The organism is Bacillus sp. AK25 (assembly GCF_048270685.1).
Classification (GTDB): Bacteria; Bacillota; Bacilli; order Bacillales; family Bacillaceae; genus Bacillus; species Bacillus altitudinis.
On sequence record NZ_JBLUWC010000001.1, the window covers coordinates 2,413,509 to 2,434,900 of the forward strand.

20 protein-coding genes and 1 other annotated feature are annotated in these 21,392 nt (G+C 42.1%); of the genes, 1 reads left to right on the forward strand and 19 read right to left on the reverse strand.

Annotated elements, in window-relative coordinates:
• Positions 1-28: 28 nt before the first annotated feature.
• The 11 genes from minD to ACNO7B_RS12630 all read right to left on the reverse strand — a co-directional run bounded on the left by minD (position 29) and on the right by ACNO7B_RS12630 (position 11,662).
• Positions 29-832 carry a septum site-determining protein MinD gene (minD, locus tag ACNO7B_RS12580; RefSeq protein WP_017358134.1) on the reverse strand — a complete coding sequence of 268 codons (804 nt, stop codon included), beginning with the start codon at positions 830-832 and terminating at the stop codon, positions 29-31.
• 2 nt (positions 833-834) lie between these two features.
• Positions 835-1,518, reverse strand: coding sequence for a septum site-determining protein MinC (gene minC, locus ACNO7B_RS12585; RefSeq protein WP_410685065.1), 684 nt, complete (start codon positions 1,516-1,518; stop codon positions 835-837).
• A 54-nt stretch (positions 1,519-1,572) separates the two neighbouring features.
• Complete coding sequence (mreD, locus tag ACNO7B_RS12590; RefSeq protein ID WP_417901570.1) at positions 1,573-2,091, reverse strand: rod shape-determining protein MreD; 519 nt, start codon at positions 2,089-2,091, stop codon at positions 1,573-1,575.
• Positions 2,088-2,987 carry a rod shape-determining protein MreC gene (gene mreC / locus ACNO7B_RS12595; RefSeq protein WP_007501536.1) on the reverse strand — a complete coding sequence of 300 codons (900 nt, stop codon included), beginning with the start codon at positions 2,985-2,987 and terminating at the stop codon, positions 2,088-2,090. Before mreC ends, mreD begins: the two co-directional genes overlap by 4 nt.
• 27 nt (positions 2,988-3,014) lie before the next feature.
• Positions 3,015-4,034 (reverse strand): rod shape-determining protein, encoded by a 1,020-nt coding sequence (locus ACNO7B_RS12600; RefSeq protein ID WP_007501538.1) that lies wholly within the window; start codon positions 4,032-4,034, stop codon positions 3,015-3,017.
• 90 nt (positions 4,035-4,124) lie between these two features.
• A complete protein-coding gene (gene radC / locus ACNO7B_RS12605; protein ID WP_026050121.1) occupies positions 4,125-4,799 on the reverse strand; it encodes a RadC family protein in 675 nt (224 codons plus the stop codon).
• A gap of 48 nt (positions 4,800-4,847) precedes the next feature.
• Positions 4,848-5,417 carry a Maf family protein gene (locus ACNO7B_RS12610; protein WP_417901571.1) on the reverse strand — a complete coding sequence of 190 codons (570 nt, stop codon included), beginning with the start codon at positions 5,415-5,417 and terminating at the stop codon, positions 4,848-4,850.
• A 177-nt stretch (positions 5,418-5,594) separates the two neighbouring features.
• Positions 5,595-6,611 carry an SPOR domain-containing protein gene (locus ACNO7B_RS12615; RefSeq protein WP_046527137.1) on the reverse strand — a complete coding sequence of 339 codons (1,017 nt, stop codon included), beginning with the start codon at positions 6,609-6,611 and terminating at the stop codon, positions 5,595-5,597.
• 157 nt (positions 6,612-6,768) lie between these two features.
• Positions 6,769-7,500 (reverse strand): prepilin peptidase, encoded by a 732-nt coding sequence (locus tag ACNO7B_RS12620; protein ID WP_417901572.1) that lies wholly within the window; start codon positions 7,498-7,500, stop codon positions 6,769-6,771.
• Between the two features lie 149 nt (positions 7,501-7,649).
• Entirely contained in the window at positions 7,650-8,954 is a 1,305-nt protein-coding gene (locus ACNO7B_RS12625; protein ID WP_417901573.1) for a bifunctional folylpolyglutamate synthase/dihydrofolate synthase, read from the reverse strand.
• Positions 8,955-9,019: 65 nt separating this feature from the next.
• Positions 9,020-11,662, reverse strand: a complete 2,643-nt coding sequence (locus tag ACNO7B_RS12630) for a valine--tRNA ligase (RefSeq protein WP_417901574.1) — start codon at positions 11,660-11,662, stop codon at positions 9,020-9,022.
• 59 nt (positions 11,663-11,721) lie between these two features.
• Positions 11,722-11,951: a binding site (T-box leader), on the reverse strand.
• Between the two features lie 169 nt (positions 11,952-12,120).
• On the opposite strand from ACNO7B_RS12630, the gene ACNO7B_RS12635 reads away from it, so the two are divergent.
• Complete coding sequence (locus ACNO7B_RS12635; protein WP_003216497.1) at positions 12,121-12,309, forward strand: hypothetical protein; 189 nt, start codon at positions 12,121-12,123, stop codon at positions 12,307-12,309.
• Positions 12,310-12,388: 79 nt separating this feature from the next.
• Here ACNO7B_RS12635 and ysxE read toward each other — a convergent pair whose 3' ends face one another.
• The 8 genes from ysxE to hemA all read right to left on the reverse strand — a co-directional run bounded on the left by ysxE (position 12,389) and on the right by hemA (position 21,289).
• Positions 12,389-13,420 (reverse strand): spore coat protein YsxE, encoded by a 1,032-nt coding sequence (gene ysxE / locus ACNO7B_RS12640; protein ID WP_148943546.1) that lies wholly within the window; start codon positions 13,418-13,420, stop codon positions 12,389-12,391.
• Positions 13,421-13,457: 37 nt separating this feature from the next.
• Entirely contained in the window at positions 13,458-14,702 is a 1,245-nt protein-coding gene (locus ACNO7B_RS12645) for a LysM peptidoglycan-binding domain-containing protein (protein WP_417901575.1), read from the reverse strand.
• Between the two features lie 332 nt (positions 14,703-15,034).
• Complete coding sequence (gene hemL / locus ACNO7B_RS12650; RefSeq protein WP_008342821.1) at positions 15,035-16,327, reverse strand: glutamate-1-semialdehyde 2,1-aminomutase; 1,293 nt, start codon at positions 16,325-16,327, stop codon at positions 15,035-15,037.
• Between the two features lie 27 nt (positions 16,328-16,354).
• Positions 16,355-17,326, reverse strand: a complete 972-nt coding sequence (hemB, locus tag ACNO7B_RS12655; protein WP_007501555.1) for a porphobilinogen synthase — start codon at positions 17,324-17,326, stop codon at positions 16,355-16,357.
• A complete protein-coding gene (locus tag ACNO7B_RS12660) occupies positions 17,323-18,114 on the reverse strand; it encodes a uroporphyrinogen-III synthase (RefSeq protein WP_035701760.1) in 792 nt (263 codons plus the stop codon). The genes hemB and ACNO7B_RS12660 overlap by 4 nt, the downstream gene beginning before the upstream one ends.
• A complete protein-coding gene (gene hemC / locus ACNO7B_RS12665; protein ID WP_417901576.1) occupies positions 18,111-19,046 on the reverse strand; it encodes a hydroxymethylbilane synthase in 936 nt (311 codons plus the stop codon). The genes ACNO7B_RS12660 and hemC overlap by 4 nt, the downstream gene beginning before the upstream one ends.
• 37 nt (positions 19,047-19,083) lie before the next feature.
• The gene (locus tag ACNO7B_RS12670) at positions 19,084-19,914 is read right to left on the reverse strand and encodes a cytochrome c biogenesis protein (RefSeq protein ID WP_008342830.1); all 831 of its coding nucleotides are present in this window, start codon (positions 19,912-19,914) and stop codon (positions 19,084-19,086) included.
• Positions 19,915-19,921: 7 nt separating this feature from the next.
• Positions 19,922-21,289, reverse strand: coding sequence for a glutamyl-tRNA reductase (gene hemA / locus ACNO7B_RS12675; RefSeq protein ID WP_417901859.1), 1,368 nt, complete (start codon positions 21,287-21,289; stop codon positions 19,922-19,924).
• Between the last annotated feature and the right edge of the window lie 103 nt (positions 21,290-21,392).

Here is a 21,392-nt window from a genome sequence, read left to right on the forward strand (position 1 = left end):
TCGAATCGGTCTCATCTCACGTGAATCATTATGCTCTTACACCGAAAAATGCTTTCAGCTTTGCAAACATCCCTTTGTTTTCTTCTTCAAAGGATTGAAGAGGAACAGATTCACCTAGTACGCGGCGAGCAATATTGCGATACGCAATGGAAACTTTATTTTTAGCATCCATGACAATCGGTTCACCATTGTTTGAAGCCTTAATGACATCATCATCATCGGCTACAATGCCGAGAAGATCAATTGATAAATGATGGACAACTTCATCCACATCCATCGAATCGCCATTTTTCGCCATGTGTGTACGAATGCGGTTCACAATCAAACGAGGCGGTTCAATATCCTCTTGTTCCAGCAAGCCGATAATTCGGTCTGCATCTCTCACAGCTGAGATTTCAGGTGTCGTGACCACAATCGCTTTGTCAGCACCTGATACAGCATTTTTAAAGCCTTGCTCAATTCCAGCAGGGCAATCAATGACAACATAATCAAAGTCTTGTTTCAATGATTGAATTAATTCTTTGATCTGCTCCGGCTCTACCGCCGTTTTATCGCTTGTTTGAGCAGCAGGTAAAAGATACAAAAGATCCTCGAACCGCTTATCCTTCACAAGCGCTTGGTGAATCTTGCATCTTCCTTCTACTACATCGACTAGATCATAAATAATGCGGTTTTCAAGTCCCATCACGACATCTAAATTCCGAAGGCCGATGTCGGTATCAACTAGACACACTTTTTTTCCTTGAATTGCTAGTGCTGTGCCTAAGTTTGCAGATGTTGTTGTTTTGCCAACGCCGCCTTTTCCTGAGGTAATCACAATAGCCTCGCCCAATTTCACATTCCTCCCTCAAGCCTTGTCAGATTAGGTCTTATATGAGCCAATTGCTGCAGGCGTTCAATGATCATATTGCCATCTATATCTAAATAAGCACATTCCATTTCATTTCCATCTTCTTTTTGATCCGGTGCACGGTTAAATACTTGTGCGATGCGAAGCTGAGTTGGAATCATATGAGATGCCGCAATTACAGCTTGTTTGTTTCCATTACATCCAGCATGCGCTACACCTTTTAATGCACCCAGCACAAAAATATTCCCCCCTGCACGAATGGTTCCGCCAGGGTTGACATCTCCTATTAATAAGAGATCCCCTTCGACATAAAGCACCTGTCCAGAGCGTACAATTTTTGCTACAGATGTAATCTCAGCCTCTGCTTTTAAACGCATCGCCTCTTCAGTTGACATGACGTCACTTTCAATAGAGTGAATGACAAGATGTTCATTTTCAGACACCGCTTCAGTCAAACGCTTCTCCTGATTCTCTGTTAAATATCGAAAACCAAGTTTAATATGCACATTGACTTTATGTCCTTCTCTTCCGTCTGTATATTGCTCAAGTAAAAGAACCTCTCGCAAGCCAGAAAGAAGGTCTTCAAACGAACAGTCATCATTTAACTGTAATGTTAATCCGTTTTTTGTACCTTTTATTGTCACATACTGCTGTTTTTGAGTTTTCAAGATGCTCACCTCAACAACATACTCATTTCGCCGTAATTGGACAAACTCCTGCTTTTATTCGTCGATCAGTCCTTGTTTCACGTTGATGAAAAAGAGCCTAAGCGGCACAACAAGTATGAGAGACGCAGCAGTATTTAAAAGAATCGTTGGAATAAAGCGTTCGATGACATACGTATTAAAAGGCATAATACCTGGTTGAATCGTCGCTTGAACGCCGTATACATAAAACTCCATCACTGCAACAGCAATCACCGACAGAAAGACAACGACTAACATATTCGTTTGGAGGACTTTGAAGGCTTTTGCTAACAAATAGCAGAGCGCACCAAAGCCAAACATATGAACACCAAGAATACCTGTATACGAAATATCATATAAAATTCCAAAGATAAATCCATAAATCACACCATATTTTTGATTCACAAAAGCTGTCATAAATACAAGTGCGAGTAAGATGAAATGAGGTGCTAAAATTTGATTGTCTGAAACAAATGGGAGCTTCACTAAATCGACAAAAATACTGTCAAATACGAAAATAAACAACATGACGAAAGCAAGAAGGACACGTTTCACGAGCCTTCCTCCTTCGTTAATTGAGATGCATCTGCCGTACTTGTGCTGCGATTCACAACAATCACACGGTCTAAATTATTGAGTTCAGCAGCTGGTTCTACATAAATAATTTTTGTCAGTCCGTAATGGTCCGGCTCAATTTCACTTACCTTCCCAATCGTCAAGCCCTGCGGGAATACGCCCCCTGCTCCAGATGTTTCAACAAGATCTCCTTTTTTGACATCCCCATCAGCATCGGATTTTAAAATGTTCATTGTCAGCATTTTTTTCTTGCTGTCATAACCGTTAATAATTCCATTGAGTTCTTCTTTGCCCTTTTTCGCAAAAATTTTCGTTGAAATTCTATTATTTTGATCTGTTGAGCTTAGCAACCTTACAGTCGACGTAAAATTGTTGAGCTTATCACTTTCAATTTTCCCAATTAACGCACCACTCTCATTGGTGACCGCCATATCTTTTTCAACGCCTTGTTTTTTCCCTTTATCAATCATGACAAAACTATCCCAAAGGGACGGGTTTCTCGCAATGACTGTTGAAAGAATGGGCGTGTAGTCACGAATAGAGTTCACATATCCGAGCTGCTTGCGAAGCTTTTTGTTCTCATCTTCTAGTTCTTGAAGTTTCGCCTCATATTGGGTTTGTCCATCAAGTTTTTTTCGAAGACGCTCGTTTTCATCATATGTGTTCTTTAAATCTTGTACGTTCCCATAAATACCGGCAATAAATTGTGATGGTTTATGAAAGACACCTTGAAAAAAGCCTGTCGTATCCCCCACTAATTTTTCCGGCCATGAAGCACCTCTGCCGCTTTTCACTGAAAAACCAATCATGGCCACCAGTACGATGACACAGACAAGGAGCAACATTAATCTTTTATTCATAAAAAACTGCGGCATGTCTTACACCTCTTTATTTACGCCCAATTATCGATTATCTTTAGATTTTCCTTTGAACAAGTGAATATGTTCTAGTGCTTTCCCTGTTCCGATCGCTACACAGTCAAGCGGATCTTCAGCAATAATGACCGGCATTTTTGTTTCATCACTAATGACTTTGTCAAGATTACGCAGCAATGCACCACCGCCTGTTAAAACGATTCCACGGTCCATAATATCTGCTGCCAGCTCAGGTGGCGTTTTTTCAAGTGTCATTTTGACCGCATCGACAATTGTTTCCACCGTATCGCGAAGCGCTTTTGCAATTTCTTCTGCCGTAATAGAGATCGTTTTTGGCAGACCTGTTAAAAGGTCACGACCGCGAATGTCCATCTCATCATGTACGTCAGGCTGCGCAGAACCTATTTCCATTTTGATCGCTTCTGACGTGCGATCACCGATCATAAGATTATACGTTTTACGAATGTAGCTGCTAATCGCATCATCCATCTCGTCTCCTGCAACACGGATCGATTGAGATGTCACAATACCGCCAAGTGAAATAATGGCTACTTCTGTTGTACCGCCGCCAATATCTACAACCATGCTTCCAGTTGGCTCCCATACAGGAAGGTTAGCACCAATTGCCGCAGCAAATGGCTCTTCAATAGGGTATGCGTCACGAGCACCAGCTTGTCTTGTTGCATCAATGACTGCACGCTCTTCTACTGCTGTAATACCAGATGGTACACACACCATCACGTACGGTTTACGAGCAAAAAGCCCTTTACCTTTTAATGCTTGATTAATGTAATATTTCATCATTGTTGCTGTCGTCTCGTAGTCTGCAATGACTCCGTCTTTCATTGGGCGCAGTGCCACAACATTACCAGGTGTACGACCGATCATGTTTCTAGCGTCATTTCCAACCGCCACTATAGACTTCGTATCAGTTTCCAAAGCTACGACCGAAGGTTCTCTCACAACAATGCCTTTTCCTTTAATAAAAACAAGCGTATTCGCTGTTCCAAGATCTATTCCAAGGTCTTTTGTACCAATTCCAAACATATGTATGTATCTTCCTTTCTTAAACCAAAATTCCCTTTAGGGAAAAACTCATAAACTCTATTATATCGTAAAACATTGAAAAAAAAAGTGTTACAAATACCCTTTTTCCTTCAAACTCACAAATTTTTGATCACCGATCACTAGATGATCAAGCAGCTGTATTCCAATCAGCTTCCCACATTCAAAAAGTCGCTGTGTGACTTCAATATCTTCCCTGCTGGGCGTCGGATCTCCAGATGGATGGTTGTGCACACATATAAATGAAGCGGCCGAACGTTTAAAGGCCTCTTTAAAAATTTCGCGCGGGTGAACAATCGACGAATTTAGACTTCCGATAAACACAGTATGTTTATGAAGAACTTGATTTTTGGTATTGAGATAAAGACAAACGAAATTCTCCTGCGTCAAAAATCTCATATCTTCCATCACAAAATTCGCACCATCTTCCGGCGTGCGGATCACATAACGATTGTCCGTCGTTTGATGGTGTAATCTAGTGCCGAGTTCTAAAGCAGCTAAAAGAGAGATCGCCTTCGCTTTTCCAACTCCTCGAATCTTTGACAATTCTTCAATCGAAGCTTCCTTCACAGAACGAAGACCACCAAATGTTTGCAAAAGTCTTGCGGACACTTGAAGAACTGATTCCTTTTTTGTGCCTGTTCTCAAAAGAATCGCGACAAGTTCATGGTTTGATAAGCTGCTTGGGCCATATTTGACAAATCGTTCGCGCGGCTTTTCATCATGAGGAAAATGCTTCAGCAGCATAGGGAAATGATTCAAGATCTACACTCCTTTTTTGATTCCTTCCCGTCATCAAAAAGGGGTGATACCAAATGTTTCAAGCACTCTGACTGTTTTAGCAATAGGGAGTCCTACAACGGAAAAATAATCACCGTCTATTTTTTGTACAAACAGGGCACCTTTTCCTTGAATGCCATAGCTTCCAGCTTTATCAAGAGGCTCACCGGTTTCAATATAGCGGTCTATTTCATCTTGTGTAAGCGGCCAAAATGTCACGTCTGTCTGTTCATAAAATATTTCTTTTCTATTCTCTGATTGAATCGTGACACCAGTCAAGACTTGATGTGTCTTACCTGACAATAATTGAAGCATTGAGGCTGCATCTTCCTTGTCTTTTGGCTTTCCAAGACATTTGCCATCAATTGCAACAATTGTATCTGCACCAATGATCACAGCTTTGGGATGTATTTTTTGAATATCATTTGCTTTTTGTTCTGCCAACCATTGGACGTTCTCAGCAGGAGAAAGGTTTCGATTTATTTCTTCTTTTAAATCACTTGCTTGAATGTCATAAGAAAACCCTGCTAAATCAAGCAATTCTTTTCTTCTAGGTGATTGAGATGCGAGTATTAACTGGTTCATGTTTGTTCATCCTTTCAGGGTTTAGCCTAAGAAGTAAGATACCCATTCATCCTATCAAATGAACATCTTACCGACAATTGGCGAAAATGCCATTTTCATGTTCCTCCATCATTATGTTGGAAGCAAAAGAAAAAAACTAGTCATTTTTTGACTAGTTTGGCTGTTAAAAACATGATTTTACGTATTTAGTTGATCCAATAGCGCTTGCTGAGATTTCCAGCCATTTTCAGCAGATGGGTCATTTAAAAGCTGTACAGCTTTCAGCAAACTGCTTTTAGCTGGTGCGTCGGTTGTTTTGGCATTTTCAAGCTCAGAAATCAACTGAGTGACTTCTTTCTGATCCACATCTTCTCCTGCAATCACCTTAGAGGATAAGACAGATGCCTTCTCTATTAAACCTGTCAGCTCATCTGGCACTTGAAACGAGAGCTCTTTTCCTCCCCATGCTTCAAAATGCTGATCGATCAATTTTTTCCCAACGGCACTTGTCATGCCCTGTTCTGTGGCAAGTCCGGCAATCACATAATATCCATCATCCATTGATACCTTTTTACCTGCATATCCAGCCTCTTTTAAACTGTCAACTAAGTCATCTGCTCCTTTTTCAGAAGAAAACTTTCCAGCCTGCACCACAAAGGTTGAAAAATGACCTGATGCACTTTTTTCACCTTCATTGTCCTTTGACGTATCTGCAAGATCAGCCGGTGGTGCATCTCCCCCAGCTTTCGCCGAAGGCCCGCTTCCAGATGCTGAGACGCTGATATGATCGCCTCCTGATGGATTTGCAGATCCATCTTTACTTAAACTTAGTGCAAATACACCGAGGCCTGTCCCTAGAACGACTGCAAACACAATCGTTGTCATCACTCGTTTGAAGGGACCGCGGTTTTTACTGAACTTCTGGTCAAAAGAACCTTTTTTCTTTTGATAAGGTGTGACGACCTTTGGATCCGAATGGTAAATGTGATCAGCTGCATCGTCCCATTGAAAATCTTCTTCTTTCGGTTTGGACGGTTCCTCCTCGGAAGCGGCTGTCTCCTGTTCCGACTGCCTCTTTTCCTCCCAGTTCGAAAACGTCACTTGATCCTCTTGCTGTTTTTGAGGTTGATGCTCTTCTCCATGCAGCATTTCTTCCTTGCCATTAATATTGACCTTTAACCCTTGTTTTTTTGCCTGCCTTTTTTTCACTGTCATTCCCCGCTTTCTGACATTTTTTGTAAGAAAGACCTTTCTGTCCAATGAAATAGCGCAAATGTAACCCGTCCTTCTTTCTGTTTCACACTTTAACATAGCCAATAAAAAAAAGAACAAGACTTTTGTCGGCAGGTTCAAAAAGTGTTCGCCAATTTTCTCATCCAAAAAAATCGCGAATTGGGTTTAACAGATCACCACAAAAAAGATAAAGCCAGAAAGAACAAGCGATGGCAGGAACAAAAGGAAAGGGTTCATTTGCCTTGTAAGAAAACACCTTTGCGTAAACCATTCCCGTGACAGACGAAAGAAAAAGAATGATCAGAAACGGCTTAAATCCGAAGCAAAATGCAAGCACACCAAATAGTTTGACATCCGCTCCCCCCATACTATTTGGCTTGAAATGTTCTAAACTATAAAACAAAAGAAGACAAATAAGAAGAGATGCCGCTCCTTCCCACCAAATAAAAAGCGGTTCTTGCGTGCGGTATATGACGAAAAGAGGAAAAAAGAAGAGAAAGAGCTCGTTGGGTACTCTCATATAAATAAGATCGCTCACGACAGCAATCACGAATAAACTACATAGACTCACAAGAAAAAGGCCCTCAAAAGAGAATCCAGCATGTCTATAAACGAGTAAAAAAAGGACGCCTGTCAACAGCTCAACCATTGGATAAAGCAAAGAGAGCCGGGTTCCACAATGCTTACATGACCCTTTCAATACAACATAAGAAACAAGCGGGAGCATATCGTGAAAAGAAAGCGGCTCTTTACAAGCTCCGCAGTGTGAACGAGGAAAAAGAATAGACCGCTTCATTGGAAGCCTCTCACCAACTAGATGAAAAAATGACCCCATGACCATGCCTGTGAAAAACATAAAAAGATCAATCAAATTAGGTGACTCCTTCCGGAAATAGAATAGACCGGATTGTACCATAGCGATTCACCTTTGATCACCTTGCGAAAAAGTGAATTTCCCCCTCTCCTACATATCAAAAGAAAAAAGACGCACACTGCATAGAAGCAATTTGCGTCTTTTCCTTACTGTAAAATACGACTTCGTACATCTGAGATAAAATAAAGCGAACCTGTCACCAGAATCATTGCTGCAGGGTCAGCGCTTTTTTTCTGAATAAAGTCAAGCACTGTACGAGGGTCTTCATCAAACGATTTTGCTTCTAAATGACTGCAAGCATAAAGCTTTTCCGCTGATTCAGCTCTTGGAAAGTCAAAGGAAACAAAATGAATCGATGAACTAATCCTTTCAAGCTTTTCGATCATTTGTTTGTAAGGTTTATCTTTTAACGCACTAAAACATACATGAACCTTTTTACTGGAAAAATGAGCTTGTACAGTTTCGATTAAACGGTCCATTCCTTCTTCGTTATGAGCACCATCTAAATAAACAAGAGGCTCATCTTGGATCTTTTCAAATCTTCCAGCCCACACCGCTTGCCGAATTCCTTCATACACTTGCTCATTTAGCACATGGATATATCCTTCTTGCTCCAGCCATTCGATCAGTAGAACGGCAAGGGAAGCGTTCTGCCTTTGATGCGTTCCGATTAACCCTGTCTCTAGCTGCGAGTACTCCCTTTTTGGGGTAGTGAATGTGAAACGTTCACCTGTTTCTGTCGGCTGCTGGTCCTTAAAGGTACAAGTATCATATAACGAGATAAACGGCGCATTCTTTTCTTCGGCTTTGTGTTGAATCACAGTAAGAGCATCCGCTTGATGAACGGCCGTGATCATCGGAATCCCAGTTTTAATAATGCCAGCTTTTTCTGCTGCAATCTGATCAAGTGTGTCGCCTAAAATGGCCATATGATCGTGACCAATCGACGTAATTGCTGTTAAGATGGGCGCTGCCACATTTGTAGAATCAAGTCTTCCGCCAAGTCCTGTTTCCAAGAGGACAAAGTCTACTTGGTGCACATGGGCAAAATAAGCAAACGCACATGCTGTAATGATCTCAAACTCTGTTGCTGCACCAAGCTCTGTATCATCTAATTCATCAACTAAAGGCTTGATGTCGTTCACCAAACTCAGCCATTCTTCGTCCAAAATCGGCTCCCCATTAACACTAATTCGTTCATTGAACGTTAAAATAAATGGTGAGGTGAAGGTTCCAACTGAATAGCCCGCTGACTGTAAAATGGATCGAGTAAATGCAATCGTTGATCCTTTTCCATTTGTTCCAGCTACATGCACCGCTTTTATTTTTTGTTCAGGATGGTCTAGTCTGTCCATCAGCCATTTCATTCGTTCAAGTCCCGGCTTGACACCGAAAGCGAGTCTGCTATGAATCCATTCAATGGCTTCATGATAGGTTGTAAACAATGTCATCTCTCATTTCATACGAAATTTTCAAAAAAGACGACTCCATTCCGTTAGGAGCCGTCTTTTCAACATTATGCTTTCAGCTCTTCAATACGCTTTTGAACAGCTTCGCGTTTTGCGACATAATCACGTTCTTTCGCACGCTCTTCTTCTACGACGCTTTCAGGCGCTTTTTTCATAAAGCCTTCATTGCCAAGCTTTTTCTGAACTCGTTCCACTTCTTTTGTCAGTTTATCAAGCTCTTTTTGCAGACGAGCAATTTCTTCATCTAAGTTGATTAAGCCTTCAAGCGGCAGAATGAGTTCTGCTCCAGAAATAACAGCCGTCATCGCTTTATCACTAGCTGGGACATCTGTGCCAATCTCAAGCACACTTGGATTCGTAAAGCGTTCAATATATGAACGGTTTTTCTCTAAACGTTCCTGTACATCAGATGTGGATGCTTTGATATATAGCTCAACTTGTTTACTCATTGGCGTGTTCACTTCACTGCGAATGTTACGAACAGAGCGAATCAGTTCAACAAGCAGTTTCATGTCAGCAGAAGCCTGTTCATTTGAAAACTCCGGCTTCACTTCAGGCCATGCCGCTACAGTAATGGACTCACCTTCATGAGGTAGATGCTGCCAGATTTCTTCTGTTAAGAACGGCATAAACGGATGTAGAAGTCTCATCGTTTGATCTAATACATACGCAAGGATCGAACGAGTCGTTTTCTTCGCTGCTTCATCTTCTCCATAAAGCGGAAGCTTCGCCATCTCAATATACCAATCACAGAAATCATCCCAAATGAAGTTGTATAAGTGTCTGCCCACTTCTCCGAATTCATACTTGTCAGCAAGCTGTGTGACACTTTCAATTGTTTCATTTAAGCGTGTCAAAATCCATTGATCAGCAACTGATTTTTCTCCTGTCAAATCAAGCTCATCGTACGTTAAACCATCCATATTCATGAGAGCAAAACGGGATGCGTTCCAAATTTTGTTCGCAAAGTTCCAAGTGGATTCAACCTTTTCAAAGCTAAAACGTAAATCTTGACCTGGAGAGCTTCCAGTCGCTAAGAAATATCTCAGTGAATCTGCACCGTACTTGTCGATGACCTCCATTGGATCAATTCCGTTGCCAAGTGACTTACTCATTTTACGCCCTTGTTCATCGCGAATAAGACCGTGAATGAGGACATCTTTGAACGGTTTTTCTCCTGTGAATTCAAGACCTTGGAAGATCATACGAGATACCCAGAAGAAGATGATGTCATAGCCTGTTACAAGCAGATTGGTTGGGTAGTAGCGCTTGAAGTCTTCACTTTCTGCATCTGGCCAGCCCATTGTAGAGAAAGGCCAAAGCGCTGAACTAAACCATGTATCAAGTACATCGTTATCTTGCTCCCAGTTTTCAATATCTTCTGGCGCATCAAGTCCCACGTATACTTCCTTCGTTTCTTTATGATACCAAGCCGGGATGCGGTGTCCCCACCATAGTTGACGAGAAATACACCAGTCACGAATGTTTTCCATCCAGTGTAAATACGTCTTTTCAAATCGGTCTGGAACAAATTGAACTTGCTCATCACCTTTTTGCAGATTGATGGCTTCATCTGCGAGCGGCTGCATTTTCACAAACCATTGTGTTGATAAATATGGCTCCACTACAGCGCCACTGCGCTCACTGTGACCAACTGAATGCATGTGGTCCTCAATTTTGAACAAAATGCCTTCATCTTGAAGATCTTTCACAAGCTGTTTACGACATTCGAAGCGGTCCATTCCTTTGTATTGAAGTGCGTTTCCATTCATTGTGCCATCTTCATTCATCACAAGAATGCGCTCTAGGTTATGACGGTTTCCAAGCTCGAAGTCATTCGGGTCATGAGCCGGGGTAATTTTTACAGCTCCTGATCCAAATTCCATATCAACATAGTCATCCCCGACGATTGGAATCTCTCGGCCTGTAATTGGTAAAACAACTGTTTTCCCAATCAAATGCTGATAGCGTTCATCTTCAGGATGTACAGCGACTGCCGTATCTCCCAGCATCGTTTCAGGTCTTGTTGTCGCAATTTCAATAGAACCTGATCCATCTGCAAGCGGATATCTCAAGTGATAAAACGCACCTTGCACATCCTTGTAGATGACTTCAATATCAGAAAGGGCCGTTTTTGTTGCTGGGTCCCAGTTAATGATGTATTCTCCGCGATAGATCAATCCTTTTTCATACAATTGAACAAACACTTGGCGGACTGCTTTATTCAAGCCTTCATCTAATGTGAAACGCTCACGCGAATAGTCTAGGCCTAGACCCATTTTCGCCCACTGGCTGCGAATAAAATCGGCATACTCTTCTTTCCACTTCCACGTTTCTTCTACAAATTTTTCACGTCCGAGATCGTAGCGGCTCACGCCTTCTTCGCGAAGCTTTGCCTCTACCTTTGCTTGTGTTGCAATACCCGCATGGTCCATTCCTGGCAGCCATAAAACATCATAGCCCTGCATCCGTTTCATACGAGTCACGATGTCTTGAAGGGTTGAATCCCAAGCATGCCCTAAGTGTAATTTTCCTGTCACGTTTGGTGGAGGAATGACGACTGTATATGGATCTTTCGTTTTGTCATTTTGTGCTTCGAAGAATTTCCCTTCAAGCCAGTACGTATAGCGGTCTTTTTCAATCGCATTTGGATCGTACTTTGTTGGCATTTCTTGATTATTTGTTTCCATTTGTGTTACCTCCACATTTTTTCGGCTGATGAAACATAAAAAAAGCCTTCTCATCCTTATAAAAGGACGAAAAAGCTTTTTCGCGGTACCACCTTTTTTCACGAAACACTTAGACGTGTCCCGTACTCTCTAAAGGATAACGGGGATCTCCCGAATTTCTCTACTACATGTTTCAAGAAATTAAGCTCACAGGCGACCTTCCAAACAAGTGCATCCTAGAAAACCTTTCAGCTATTGGTTTCCCTCTCTTTAGGGTCTTGCTCGTACTCTTCCTGATCCACGCTTACGATATATCACGTTCATCAGCTTATACTCATCTTTTATTAATATTACTAAATGCCTTTTGTTTTCGTCAATCATCTTTTCCGCTTTTCTTCTTCTTTATACAAATTGGGCAGGCACCCTTTGCCTCTTTGCCCATATGATAATAACAAAATAAAGAAGGAGGGCGTTTTATTTTGAAAAAGATCAATCCTTACACACTCCCCCCATGGCTTAGACAAATTCGGGCAGTTGCCTCCCAAGTCGTTCTCCCGATTGCCATATTTCAAGGCTTTCGCACGATCATTTTTCCCACAACATTTGACGTCCTCATCTTAGGAATTCTTATATTTCTCGCCTGTGCCTTTCATCTTGATTGGTTTTAAGAGAGCTGAAAGCTGCAGGCTCACTCTTATGTATAAGTCCCTCGTTAGACATTTCATAGCGCAACAGCAAACAACCTCGTCACTCTTCTGATGACGAGGCATTTTGTTCTTCTTCAAGGCGTCTAGCCTGCTCAATTTCGTGTATTTTCATGACGGTCGGCTCAGAATTTTTCATTTGCCAATACGCCCTTAACAGCTCCTGACAACTTTCCATCTCATCCTGTCCGCCTGCTTCATAGGCTTTCACCGTATCAAACAAACCCTGCGGATAAGCGAGGTAGCTCAAGAACAAATGAATCTCTTCCTCACGAAGTTTATTTCCCTTTTGATACGTATAAAACAAAGATGTGCATTCAGGACAAGGAGTAGGGTAGGTTTTGAATGTGCGATAGTAAAAGGTCAAAAGGTCATAAATGGGGGCAGCCTTTTTGGACCGCTCAAAATTGGTGAAATGTCCTGTACCTACATCATTGTACAAAAAATGATGGATTGACAATTGCCCATGGTTTAACACAATACGTGTCGTCTCTTGGTCTTTCATTTCCTCATGCCAATCCTCTAAACGTTCAAGTGCAAATTCACTTGCAGACATCGCTTCTGAAAAATACATAGCAGCAGCCAGCTCAAATGGCGACATATACCATGTTTGTTCTGCCCGCTCGATAAATCGTTCATACATGTCTTTCTCTGTTTCCCATTTGCTTTTCATTTGGGTGTAGTGAGCCTCTATTTCCTGCTCTGTAATGTCCATCATGACTTCTGTTCGTTTATGAAGTCTTGCAATCTCTTGAAATAAATATTCATGTTTATCGTCCTGCTCTTCTCTCTTTTCATTCGTCAGCCATGGCATAAGGTAATACGTGTACTGGCTTTCTCGTTGATTTGAGAAAAAGGAACCGCTCTTCGTGCGATAAATCGGCACAAAGGAGCGATAGCCTTTTGATTCTAGTTCAAGCATTTGCTCTGTAAATTGCATGTGTCGATGGGGTTTTACTCGCTTTAGTGCAAATACGCCCTGCTTTGTATACACTCTAACGACCGCTGGACTGACAGGTTCGATATATTCAGCCTCAAGCCCGTATTCGTATAGGACAGATTGGATTTCATCCACGTTCTCTCACCACATTTTCTCGGTCCATCATCTCATACTATGCATTGCTTTTTTGATATTCAGGAATATAAAGAATCTGCCCTTCTTCAAGCTCTGCATCCACCGACAATGAATTCGTTCGAAGGAGCTGCTGCACATTCAACTGATATCGCTCACAAATACGATCGACCGTATCTTCTTGCTGAACTATACATATTTTCATGCGAGAAAAATCTTCCTCCTCCTGCTTAGCGAACAGCTTCGTTAAATAAAGAGAATTCTCACTGCCAGACGCTTCTCTCTGGTCATGTTCAAACTCCTCAGCTTCTTGAGCTGATTCATACACCTTTGGTGCTTCACGTTCATATAATCGTTCGAACTGATAGCTGTCATCCCGCTCTTCCTGCGTCTGTTCCATCTGATAAGCAGGTGATTCAAAGGCTGGATAAGCTGGCGGCTCTTCTTCTTCCTTGCTCTCTGCTTTAGGGTCTTTCCTCACTTCCACCTCAAAGAACGTATCATCCCGCTCCTCTTCTTCTAACAGCTTAGGCGGGTCAAAGAATGGCGGCTCTTGTACTTGAGCTTCTGGGAAGGAACGATACCCAAGCGTCACGGCTTCTTCTTCCTCATTTTCCTCCTCTTCTTCTGTTTCTTCCACCATCACCGTCTCGATGTCTATTTCATCCTCTTCTTGTTCAGTTCGCGCTTCATGTTGCAAAGCGGCCTGCTGTTCTGCATTTTCTTCATGCTCTTCACGTGGCAGCATTTCTTGCTCTTCATATTCAGACTGCGCCTGATATTCATAAGTGACATCGCCATATTCCTCTTCAGCACGATGGACAAATTCATATGGCTCTTCTACAAGCGGTTCAGGCGTTCCTTCATCTAACAGACCTTCAATGGCCAAATCAGCCTGAATCGTGAGCAAACGGCTTTCTGTCAGCTGGTAATCAAATGCATCAATAAACACAAATACATCATTTAAATGACTAATTTTGTTCTTGGGGATCGTGATATCCACCGGAAATTGATGCAGCAGCTCCGCCGTTCCGTCCTCTCTTACCTTCACTTCATCAGCCTGCCTGTATGATGCATAGGAACTGGATTCACCCATTAGCTCCTCTTGATTTATGTTGTATTCTCCTGTTAGCTCGAGTGAACCTCTAATGGAAACATAATCATTCACTTCTTGAACGAGAATGTCAGGATCGAGAGAAATTGACAGTAGCTCACTGACTTCCTGTCCGTTTTTGAAATAAATGGACTCTTCTACCGAAAACTGTAATCGATTGTTTTGAGACAAGTCGGTGTCCTCCTTTCATCTAATCCTTCAAAATAAAATTAGATGTCAATACAGGTGTATGAAGGAGGCAGTGAAAATATGATTGGTTTTATGCAAAGCAAAAAGCCGATATGTCTCCATATCGGCTCAGCGTGTAGACAAACCCTCGCATTCGGTGTCAGTCCTGCGCGCTGGTGCTCACGAATGTCAAATTCGCTCCGCTCCGATGCTCGTCCTTCCTAGACTGCAAAGGTTTTCTTTCACGCTGAAAAGAAGACAAAGGGCTAAAATAAAGTTCATTTTAACCCTTTGTCAACGATCCTAAGCCGATATGTCTCCATATCGGCTTTTGGTTACTGAGCTAATTTTTGAAATACCTTTTCAACTGTCTCAATCGTATACTCAATGTCTTCATCCGTATGAGCAGTTGAGAGGAACAGCCCTTCGAATTGTGAAGGTGGAAGGAAGATGCCGTGATCAGCCATTTCCTTGTAGAATTCAGCGAATAAAGCGAGGTCAGCTGTTTTCGCTGTATCGTAATTGACGACTTGTTCGTTTGTAAAGAAGAATCCAATCATGGAACCGGCACGGTTAAATGTTAATGGAATCCCATGTGCTTTCGCCGCTTTTGAAATACCTTCTTCCAAACGATCTCCTTTGCGTCTAAACTCTTCATAAGACTCAGGTGTCAGCTGTTTTAATGTTTCAAGACCTGCTGTCATCGCAAGCGGGTTACCGGATAACGTTCCTGCTTGATAAATCGGGCCGCTTGGCGCAATTTGTCTCATAATGTCCGCTCTACCGCCATAAGCACCAACTGGCAGACCGCCTCCGATGACTTTACCAAGACATGTCAGATCAGGCGTAATGCCAAAATAGCCTTGGGCACAATGATAATCCACACGGAAGCCTGTCATGACCTCATCAAAAATGAGTAAAGAGCCATATTGCTCGGTGATGTCTCTCAATCCTTGCAAGAAACCTTCTTGCGGAGGGACAACCCCCATATTTCCTGCAACTGGTTCTACAATGACACCTGCAATGTCGTCTCCAAATTCTTCAAAAGCGACTTTGATGCTTTCTAAATCATTGTATGGAACGGTGATCGTATTGCTTGCTGTACCTTCAGGGACACCAGGGCTATCCGGAAGTCCAAGCGTTGCCACACCCGAACCAGCTTTAATAAGCAAAGAATCACCGTGGCCATGATAACAGCCTTCAAATTTCACTATTTTGTTTCTGCCTGTAAAACCACGTGCTAGACGAAGCGCACTCATCGTCGCCTCTGTTCCAGAGCTGACCATACGAATGACCTCAATAGAAGGAACTCGTTCTGATACAAGCTTAGCTAATTCATTTTCAACTAAAGTAGAAGCACCGAAGCTTGTACCATGTTCAGCTACTCGTTGAATACTTTCAACCACACGGTCATTTGTATGCCCTAAAATAAGCGGTCCCCATGATAAGACGTAATCAATATATTCATTTCCGTCAATATCGTATATTTTTGCGCCTTTTCCTCGTTCCATAAAAATCGGGTCTGTATTGACTGATTTAAATGCGCGCACAGGGCTGTTCACACCACCCGGCATTAACTGCTGCGCTTCTTTAAATGCTTGCTTTGACTTTTCATAGCTACGTCCCATTTCAACGTCCTCCTGTCTATCCGTTCTTTATTCTGAGAGCCATTTTGCTGCATCTTTTGCATGATACGTAATGATTAATTCTGCGCCTGCACGTTTCATGCTAGTCAGCATTTCAAGAACAAGCTCTTTTTCAGAAATCCAGCCATTTTGTGCTGCTGCTTTCACCATTGCATACTCTCCGCTCACATTGTACGCAACAACAGGAAGTGTAAATTCATTTTTTACATCACGCATGATATCTAAGTATGAAAGTGACGGCTTCACGATCAGGAAGTCAGCGCCTTCTTCTACATCAGACTGCGCTTCTCTCAGTGCTTCTAAGCGGTTTGCAGGGTCCATTTGATACGTTTTACGATCTCCAAACTGCGGTGTGCTATGCGCCGCATCACGAAACGGACCGTAAAAAGCACTTGCATATTTCACAGCATATGACATCACAGGCACATGAACAAAGCCGGCCTCATCGAGCGCCTCACGAATTGCGATAACAAAGCCATCCATCATGTTTGATGGAGCAATGATATCTGCACCTGCACGAGCCTGACTGACAGCGGTTTTCGCTAAGAGCTGAAGAGATTCATCATTTAAAATTTCTCCATCTTCAACGATTCCACAATGTCCGTGATCTGTATATTGGCATAAGCAAGTATCAGCAATGACCACAAGCTCAGGGAAATGCTTTTTGATTTCAAGCGTTGCTCTTTGAACAATCCCATGATCGTGATAAGCTTCACTGCCTACATGGTCTTTATGGTCTGGTACCCCAAAAACAATGATAGATTTAATCCCAAGGTCAACAAGCTCTTGGACTTCTTCTTTCACAAGATCAACTGAAATGTGATAGACACCCGGCATTGAAGGGACTTCTTTCCGGACATTCTCTCCCTCTACAAAAAAGATCGGATAAATGAAATCAGAGGGTCTTAAAAATGTTTCTCTCACCAATTCTCTCATTCCTGCGCTTGTACGCAATCTGCGGTGTCTGTTAAATTTCATCATTGGTTCAACTTCCTTTCAGATAAACGGCACATCAAATCAAGCATCCCGTCTATCGTATAAGTATCTGGGGTTTCAGAAGAAATCCCGTATTGAAGCAGCGCCTCTTGTGTAAGAGGACCGATGCTCACAAAACATGTGTCTGATGCAGCTAATCTATCGATATCAGCCTCCATGGCGTGCATAAAAGAATGAACAGTGGAGGAGCTTGTAAATGTAATAAAATCAAATGATTGCTCCATCATTGCCGACTTGAGTGCGATAATTCCGTCCTCATCCTTCACTGTTTCATATATAATCCACTCTTTTACGTCAATGCCAAGCGGAACGAGGGTATTCTTCACCACATCTCGTGACAGGTGGCCTTTTGCTACAAAGACACATTCTTCTGGGTTTACATGTTCAATTAAAGCATCTGCCAGTTCTTCTGCTATAAATCGCTCTGGAACCACATCCACTTTTAGGCCGTGCTGCATCAGATAGGCAGATGTTTTTTCACCTACAGCCGCCACTTTCAAGTGGGATAAGCTTTGATGTAATTGATGCTTCTCTATATAACTAAGAAAAAAAGACGCACCATTTACACTCGTAAACACAAGCCAATGGCTTGCTTCTAAGTCTTCTAAAAATGCCTTCGCTTTTTCTTTTGTCAGCGTTGGTTCAAACCTGATAAGAGAGGTTAAAACAGCATGGCCGTTCAGCGCTTCAATTTTCTGCTGAAACGCACCCGCTTGACGTTCATTTCGAGTGACAAGCACCGTCTGTCCGTAAAGCGATTTGGCTATCGTCATTGGGAGGACAGATCCTTTTTCACCTTGTCGATCAAATCCTTTGCTCCCTTATCCGCCATTTGCTTCGCACATGCTGTTCCGATTGCCTCAGGGTCAGTACCTGTTACGGTTTCTCGAATAATCGTATGCCCATCCGCAGATGCCACAAGACCTGTCAATTCAATTTCATCACGCTCATTCATCGTTGCATAACCAGCGATCGGCACTTGACAGCTTCCATCCATTTGCTTAAGGAAGGCTCTTTCAGCAAGGACCGTTTTCTTTGTATACTCATTTGTGAATTGAGCTAACAGCTGCAATAGCTCTTCGTCATCTCCCCGGCATTCTATCGACAATGCGCCCTGCCCCACAGCAGGAAGGCAAGTATCAGGAGCTAAAAATTCCGACACGACTTCTTGACTCCAGCCCATTCTAGACAATCCGGCAGCCGCTAGAATAATCGCATCATATTCTTCATTTTTCAGTTTTTCGAGTCTCGTATCAATGTTTCCACGGATCCATTTAATCTCAAGATCTGGTCTCTCCTGAAGAAGCTGTGCACTGCGCCGTAAGCTGCTCGTTCCCACAACCGCTCCCTTTGGTAGTTCATGAAGACGAAGATGATCCTTTGAAATCAATGCATCCCTCACATCTTCACGCTCAGGAATACATCCGATGACTAAACCTTCCGGAAGAGAAGCCGGCATATCTTTCATGCTGTGTACTGCCATATCGATATCATGGTTCAGCATTGCTTGTTCAATCTCTTTAACAAACAGACCTTTTCCGCCAACCTTTGATAAGGTCACATCTAAAATTTGATCACCCTTTGTCACAATCTCTTTAATTTCAAAAGAATAAGAAGGGTTTAGTTCAGACAACTTTTGATTGACCCATTTTGTTTGTGTAATCGCAAGTTTGCTTCGTCTAGAACCTACTTTAATTGTACGCATTACGTCTTCCTCCCGACAATGCCCTTAAGACTCATCATTATTGAAACCAATGAAAGGTTGATAAGCTACCAAGCAGAAAATAATTGATCATCAGCACAAGAAATGAAGCGACATTCCATCGCGCCACGATTTTGCCCTGCATATTTCTCACCAGTCTAATGTATAAGTAAAAGCCGTATAAAAACAGCATAATAAACGAACCGAGTACCTTTGCATCTGTCCAGTACAACGTATCATACGAGATATATGCCCATATAATGCCAAGAATTAAACTAAGCAAGAGCATCGGCACGCCAATAATATTTAAGACATACGCCATGTGATCAAGCTTTGATAAATCTTCAATTCTCAAAAGCCATTTTCCCCATTTTTTCTTTTTCAGCAAACGATATTGAAATAGATAGAGGAGTGAAAAAGCAAATGAAAGTGAAAAAGCGCCGTATGATAAAATGGCCATCGTAATATGAATGACGAGCAGCTCACTCGTCAGCTTTCCCGTCAGTTCGGCAGAATGAAGATCGGATGGTGTAAAGGTGTGAATCGCCATCATGGAAAAACCAATCACATTTGTAAAAAAGACAATAAATTCAACACGTAATACTTTTGTCAAAACAAGTGACAATGTCACAAGCACCCACGTATAAAAATATAACCCCTCTGCTACATTCAACACAGGGAACCGGTCTGTTTCCATCATAATATAAAACATGTAGACTGTTTGCAGCAGCCAGACAATAGAAAGCAACCAGAAAGCCATTTTTCCAGCCTTCCGGTTGTGTTGAAGAAAATCTATGAAATAGAACAAGACACTGAGTGCATAGATCAAGATCGTCGCTTCACCTAGTCTCGCTACAATGGATTCCATCATCGCCTAATCACTCACTGGCAACTGTAGCAAGGCCTTGTGCCATATTTGTTTTAAACAGCTGAAATGCCCCTTGCTCCACCTGCATCGGCTCTGCCTTTTGATCTTCATCTTCAACCTGTAAATCAAAGATTTCTTTAAAGAGTAAAAGTTTTTCCTCTGCATTCGGCTCCCCGGCAATTTCTTTGGCCTTTAAGATAGGATCTTTCAGCATTTGATTGATGATGCTTTTCGTATGTTTATTTAACAGCTTCATTTCACGATTTGTGAGGTTTGGAAGCTTTCGTTCGATGCTTTGCATCGTATCCGCTTGAATCGAGAGTGCTTTTTCTCTTAAAGCAGAAATCACAGGAACCACTCCGAGCGTATTAAGCCATTGCTTAAATTCCACAATTTCAGCTTCGATGAGAATCTCAACCTCTTCAGCTACTGCACGGCGCTCTTTCAGGTTAGCTGCCACAATGCCCTCAAGATCATCAATGTCATACAAAAAAGCACCTTCTACTTCAGAAATAGCTGGATCTAAATCACGCGGTACTGCAATATCCACCATGAATAGAGGTCTGCCTTTTCTCTGTTTGTTCGCTTTTTCGACCATTTCCTTTGTGATCACAAATTGTTTAGCCCCAGTAGAGCTAATTAAAATATCCGCTTCAGATAAAGTTTTTTCTAATTGATTCAAGCTCTTAGGCTCTCCTGAAAAACGGCCAGCCAGTTCTTTGGCCTTTTCAAACGTTCGATTGATGACTGTTACCTGGCCAATCCCTTGACCTTGAAGGTTTTGAGCCGCCAGCTCGCCCATTTTACCCGCACCAAGAATAAGGACATGTTTATCAGAAAGACGTCCAAAGATTTTTTTGGCAAGTTCCACTGCCGCATAGCTGACAGATACAGCATTAGACGCAATGTCTGTTTCCGCATGAGAGCGTTTCGCAACTGTTACCGCCTGCTTAAACAAATAATTGAAAACGGTACCAATGGTCTTCTCCTCTTGAGCGACTTTAAAGCTTGAGCGCACTTGACCGAGTATTTGTGTTTCACCAATGACCATAGAATCAAGTCCACAGGCAACCCGGAATAAATGCTCAACCGCTCCATCATTTTCATAAAACTTCAAATATGGAGAGACATCTTCTTTTTCTAAACCGAACCAATCTGCTAAAAATCTTTTTATATAAAACCGACCAGTATGAAGCTGATCTACAACTGCGTAGATCTCTGTTCGATTACATGTTGAGATGACGATATTCTCTAGAATGCTTTTTTCTTCTTTAAGCTTGGACATCGCTGTTCCGAGCTCGCTCGGTTCAAAGCTCAGCTGTTCCCGTATCTCAACAGGGGCTGTTTTATAATCTAAACCCACAACAAGAATATGCATAACTTCAGCTTGCACCCCCAACGCCCTGTCTAATTTATAATAATTACAATATAGAATTTATTATTTATAATGATTATAACATATATTCATTTTTAACTGGATA

What these genes read in the sequence shown, in the direction of transcription:
- radC (WP_026050121.1), bottom strand. Translation starts at nt 4,799, where the DNA reads ATGCTGCTGAAGCATTTTCCTCATGATGAAAAGCCGCGCGAACGATTT.
- ACNO7B_RS12610 (WP_417901571.1), bottom strand. Translation starts at nt 5,417, where the DNA reads ATGAACCAGTTAATACTCGCATCTCAATCACCTAGAAGAAAAGAATTG.
- hemA (WP_417901859.1), bottom strand. Translation starts at nt 21,289, where the DNA reads ATGCATATTCTTGTTGTGGGTTTAGATTATAAAACAGCCCCTGTTGAG.
- ACNO7B_RS12625 (WP_417901573.1), bottom strand. Translation starts at nt 8,954, where the DNA reads ATGACATTGTTTACAACCTATCATGAAGCCATTGAATGGATTCATAGC.
- mreC (WP_007501536.1), bottom strand. Translation starts at nt 2,987, where the DNA reads ATGCCGCAGTTTTTTATGAATAAAAGATTAATGTTGCTCCTTGTCTGT.
- ACNO7B_RS12615 (WP_046527137.1), bottom strand. Translation starts at nt 6,611, where the DNA reads ATGACAGTGAAAAAAAGGCAGGCAAAAAAACAAGGGTTAAAGGTCAAT.
- ACNO7B_RS12660 (WP_035701760.1), bottom strand. Translation starts at nt 18,114, where the DNA reads ATGACGATAGCCAAATCGCTTTACGGACAGACGGTGCTTGTCACTCGA.
- ACNO7B_RS12670 (WP_008342830.1), bottom strand. Translation starts at nt 19,914, where the DNA reads ATGATGGAATCCATTGTAGCGAGACTAGGTGAAGCGACGATCTTGATC.
- hemL (WP_008342821.1), bottom strand. Translation starts at nt 16,327, where the DNA reads ATGGGACGTAGCTATGAAAAGTCAAAGCAAGCATTTAAAGAAGCGCAG.
- ACNO7B_RS12600 (WP_007501538.1), bottom strand. Translation starts at nt 4,034, where the DNA reads ATGTTTGGAATTGGTACAAAAGACCTTGGAATAGATCTTGGAACAGCG.
- hemB (WP_007501555.1), bottom strand. Translation starts at nt 17,326, where the DNA reads ATGATGAAATTTAACAGACACCGCAGATTGCGTACAAGCGCAGGAATG.
- hemC (WP_417901576.1), bottom strand. Translation starts at nt 19,046, where the DNA reads ATGCGTACAATTAAAGTAGGTTCTAGACGAAGCAAACTTGCGATTACA.
- ACNO7B_RS12630 (WP_417901574.1), bottom strand. Translation starts at nt 11,662, where the DNA reads ATGGAAACAAATAATCAAGAAATGCCAACAAAGTACGATCCAAATGCG.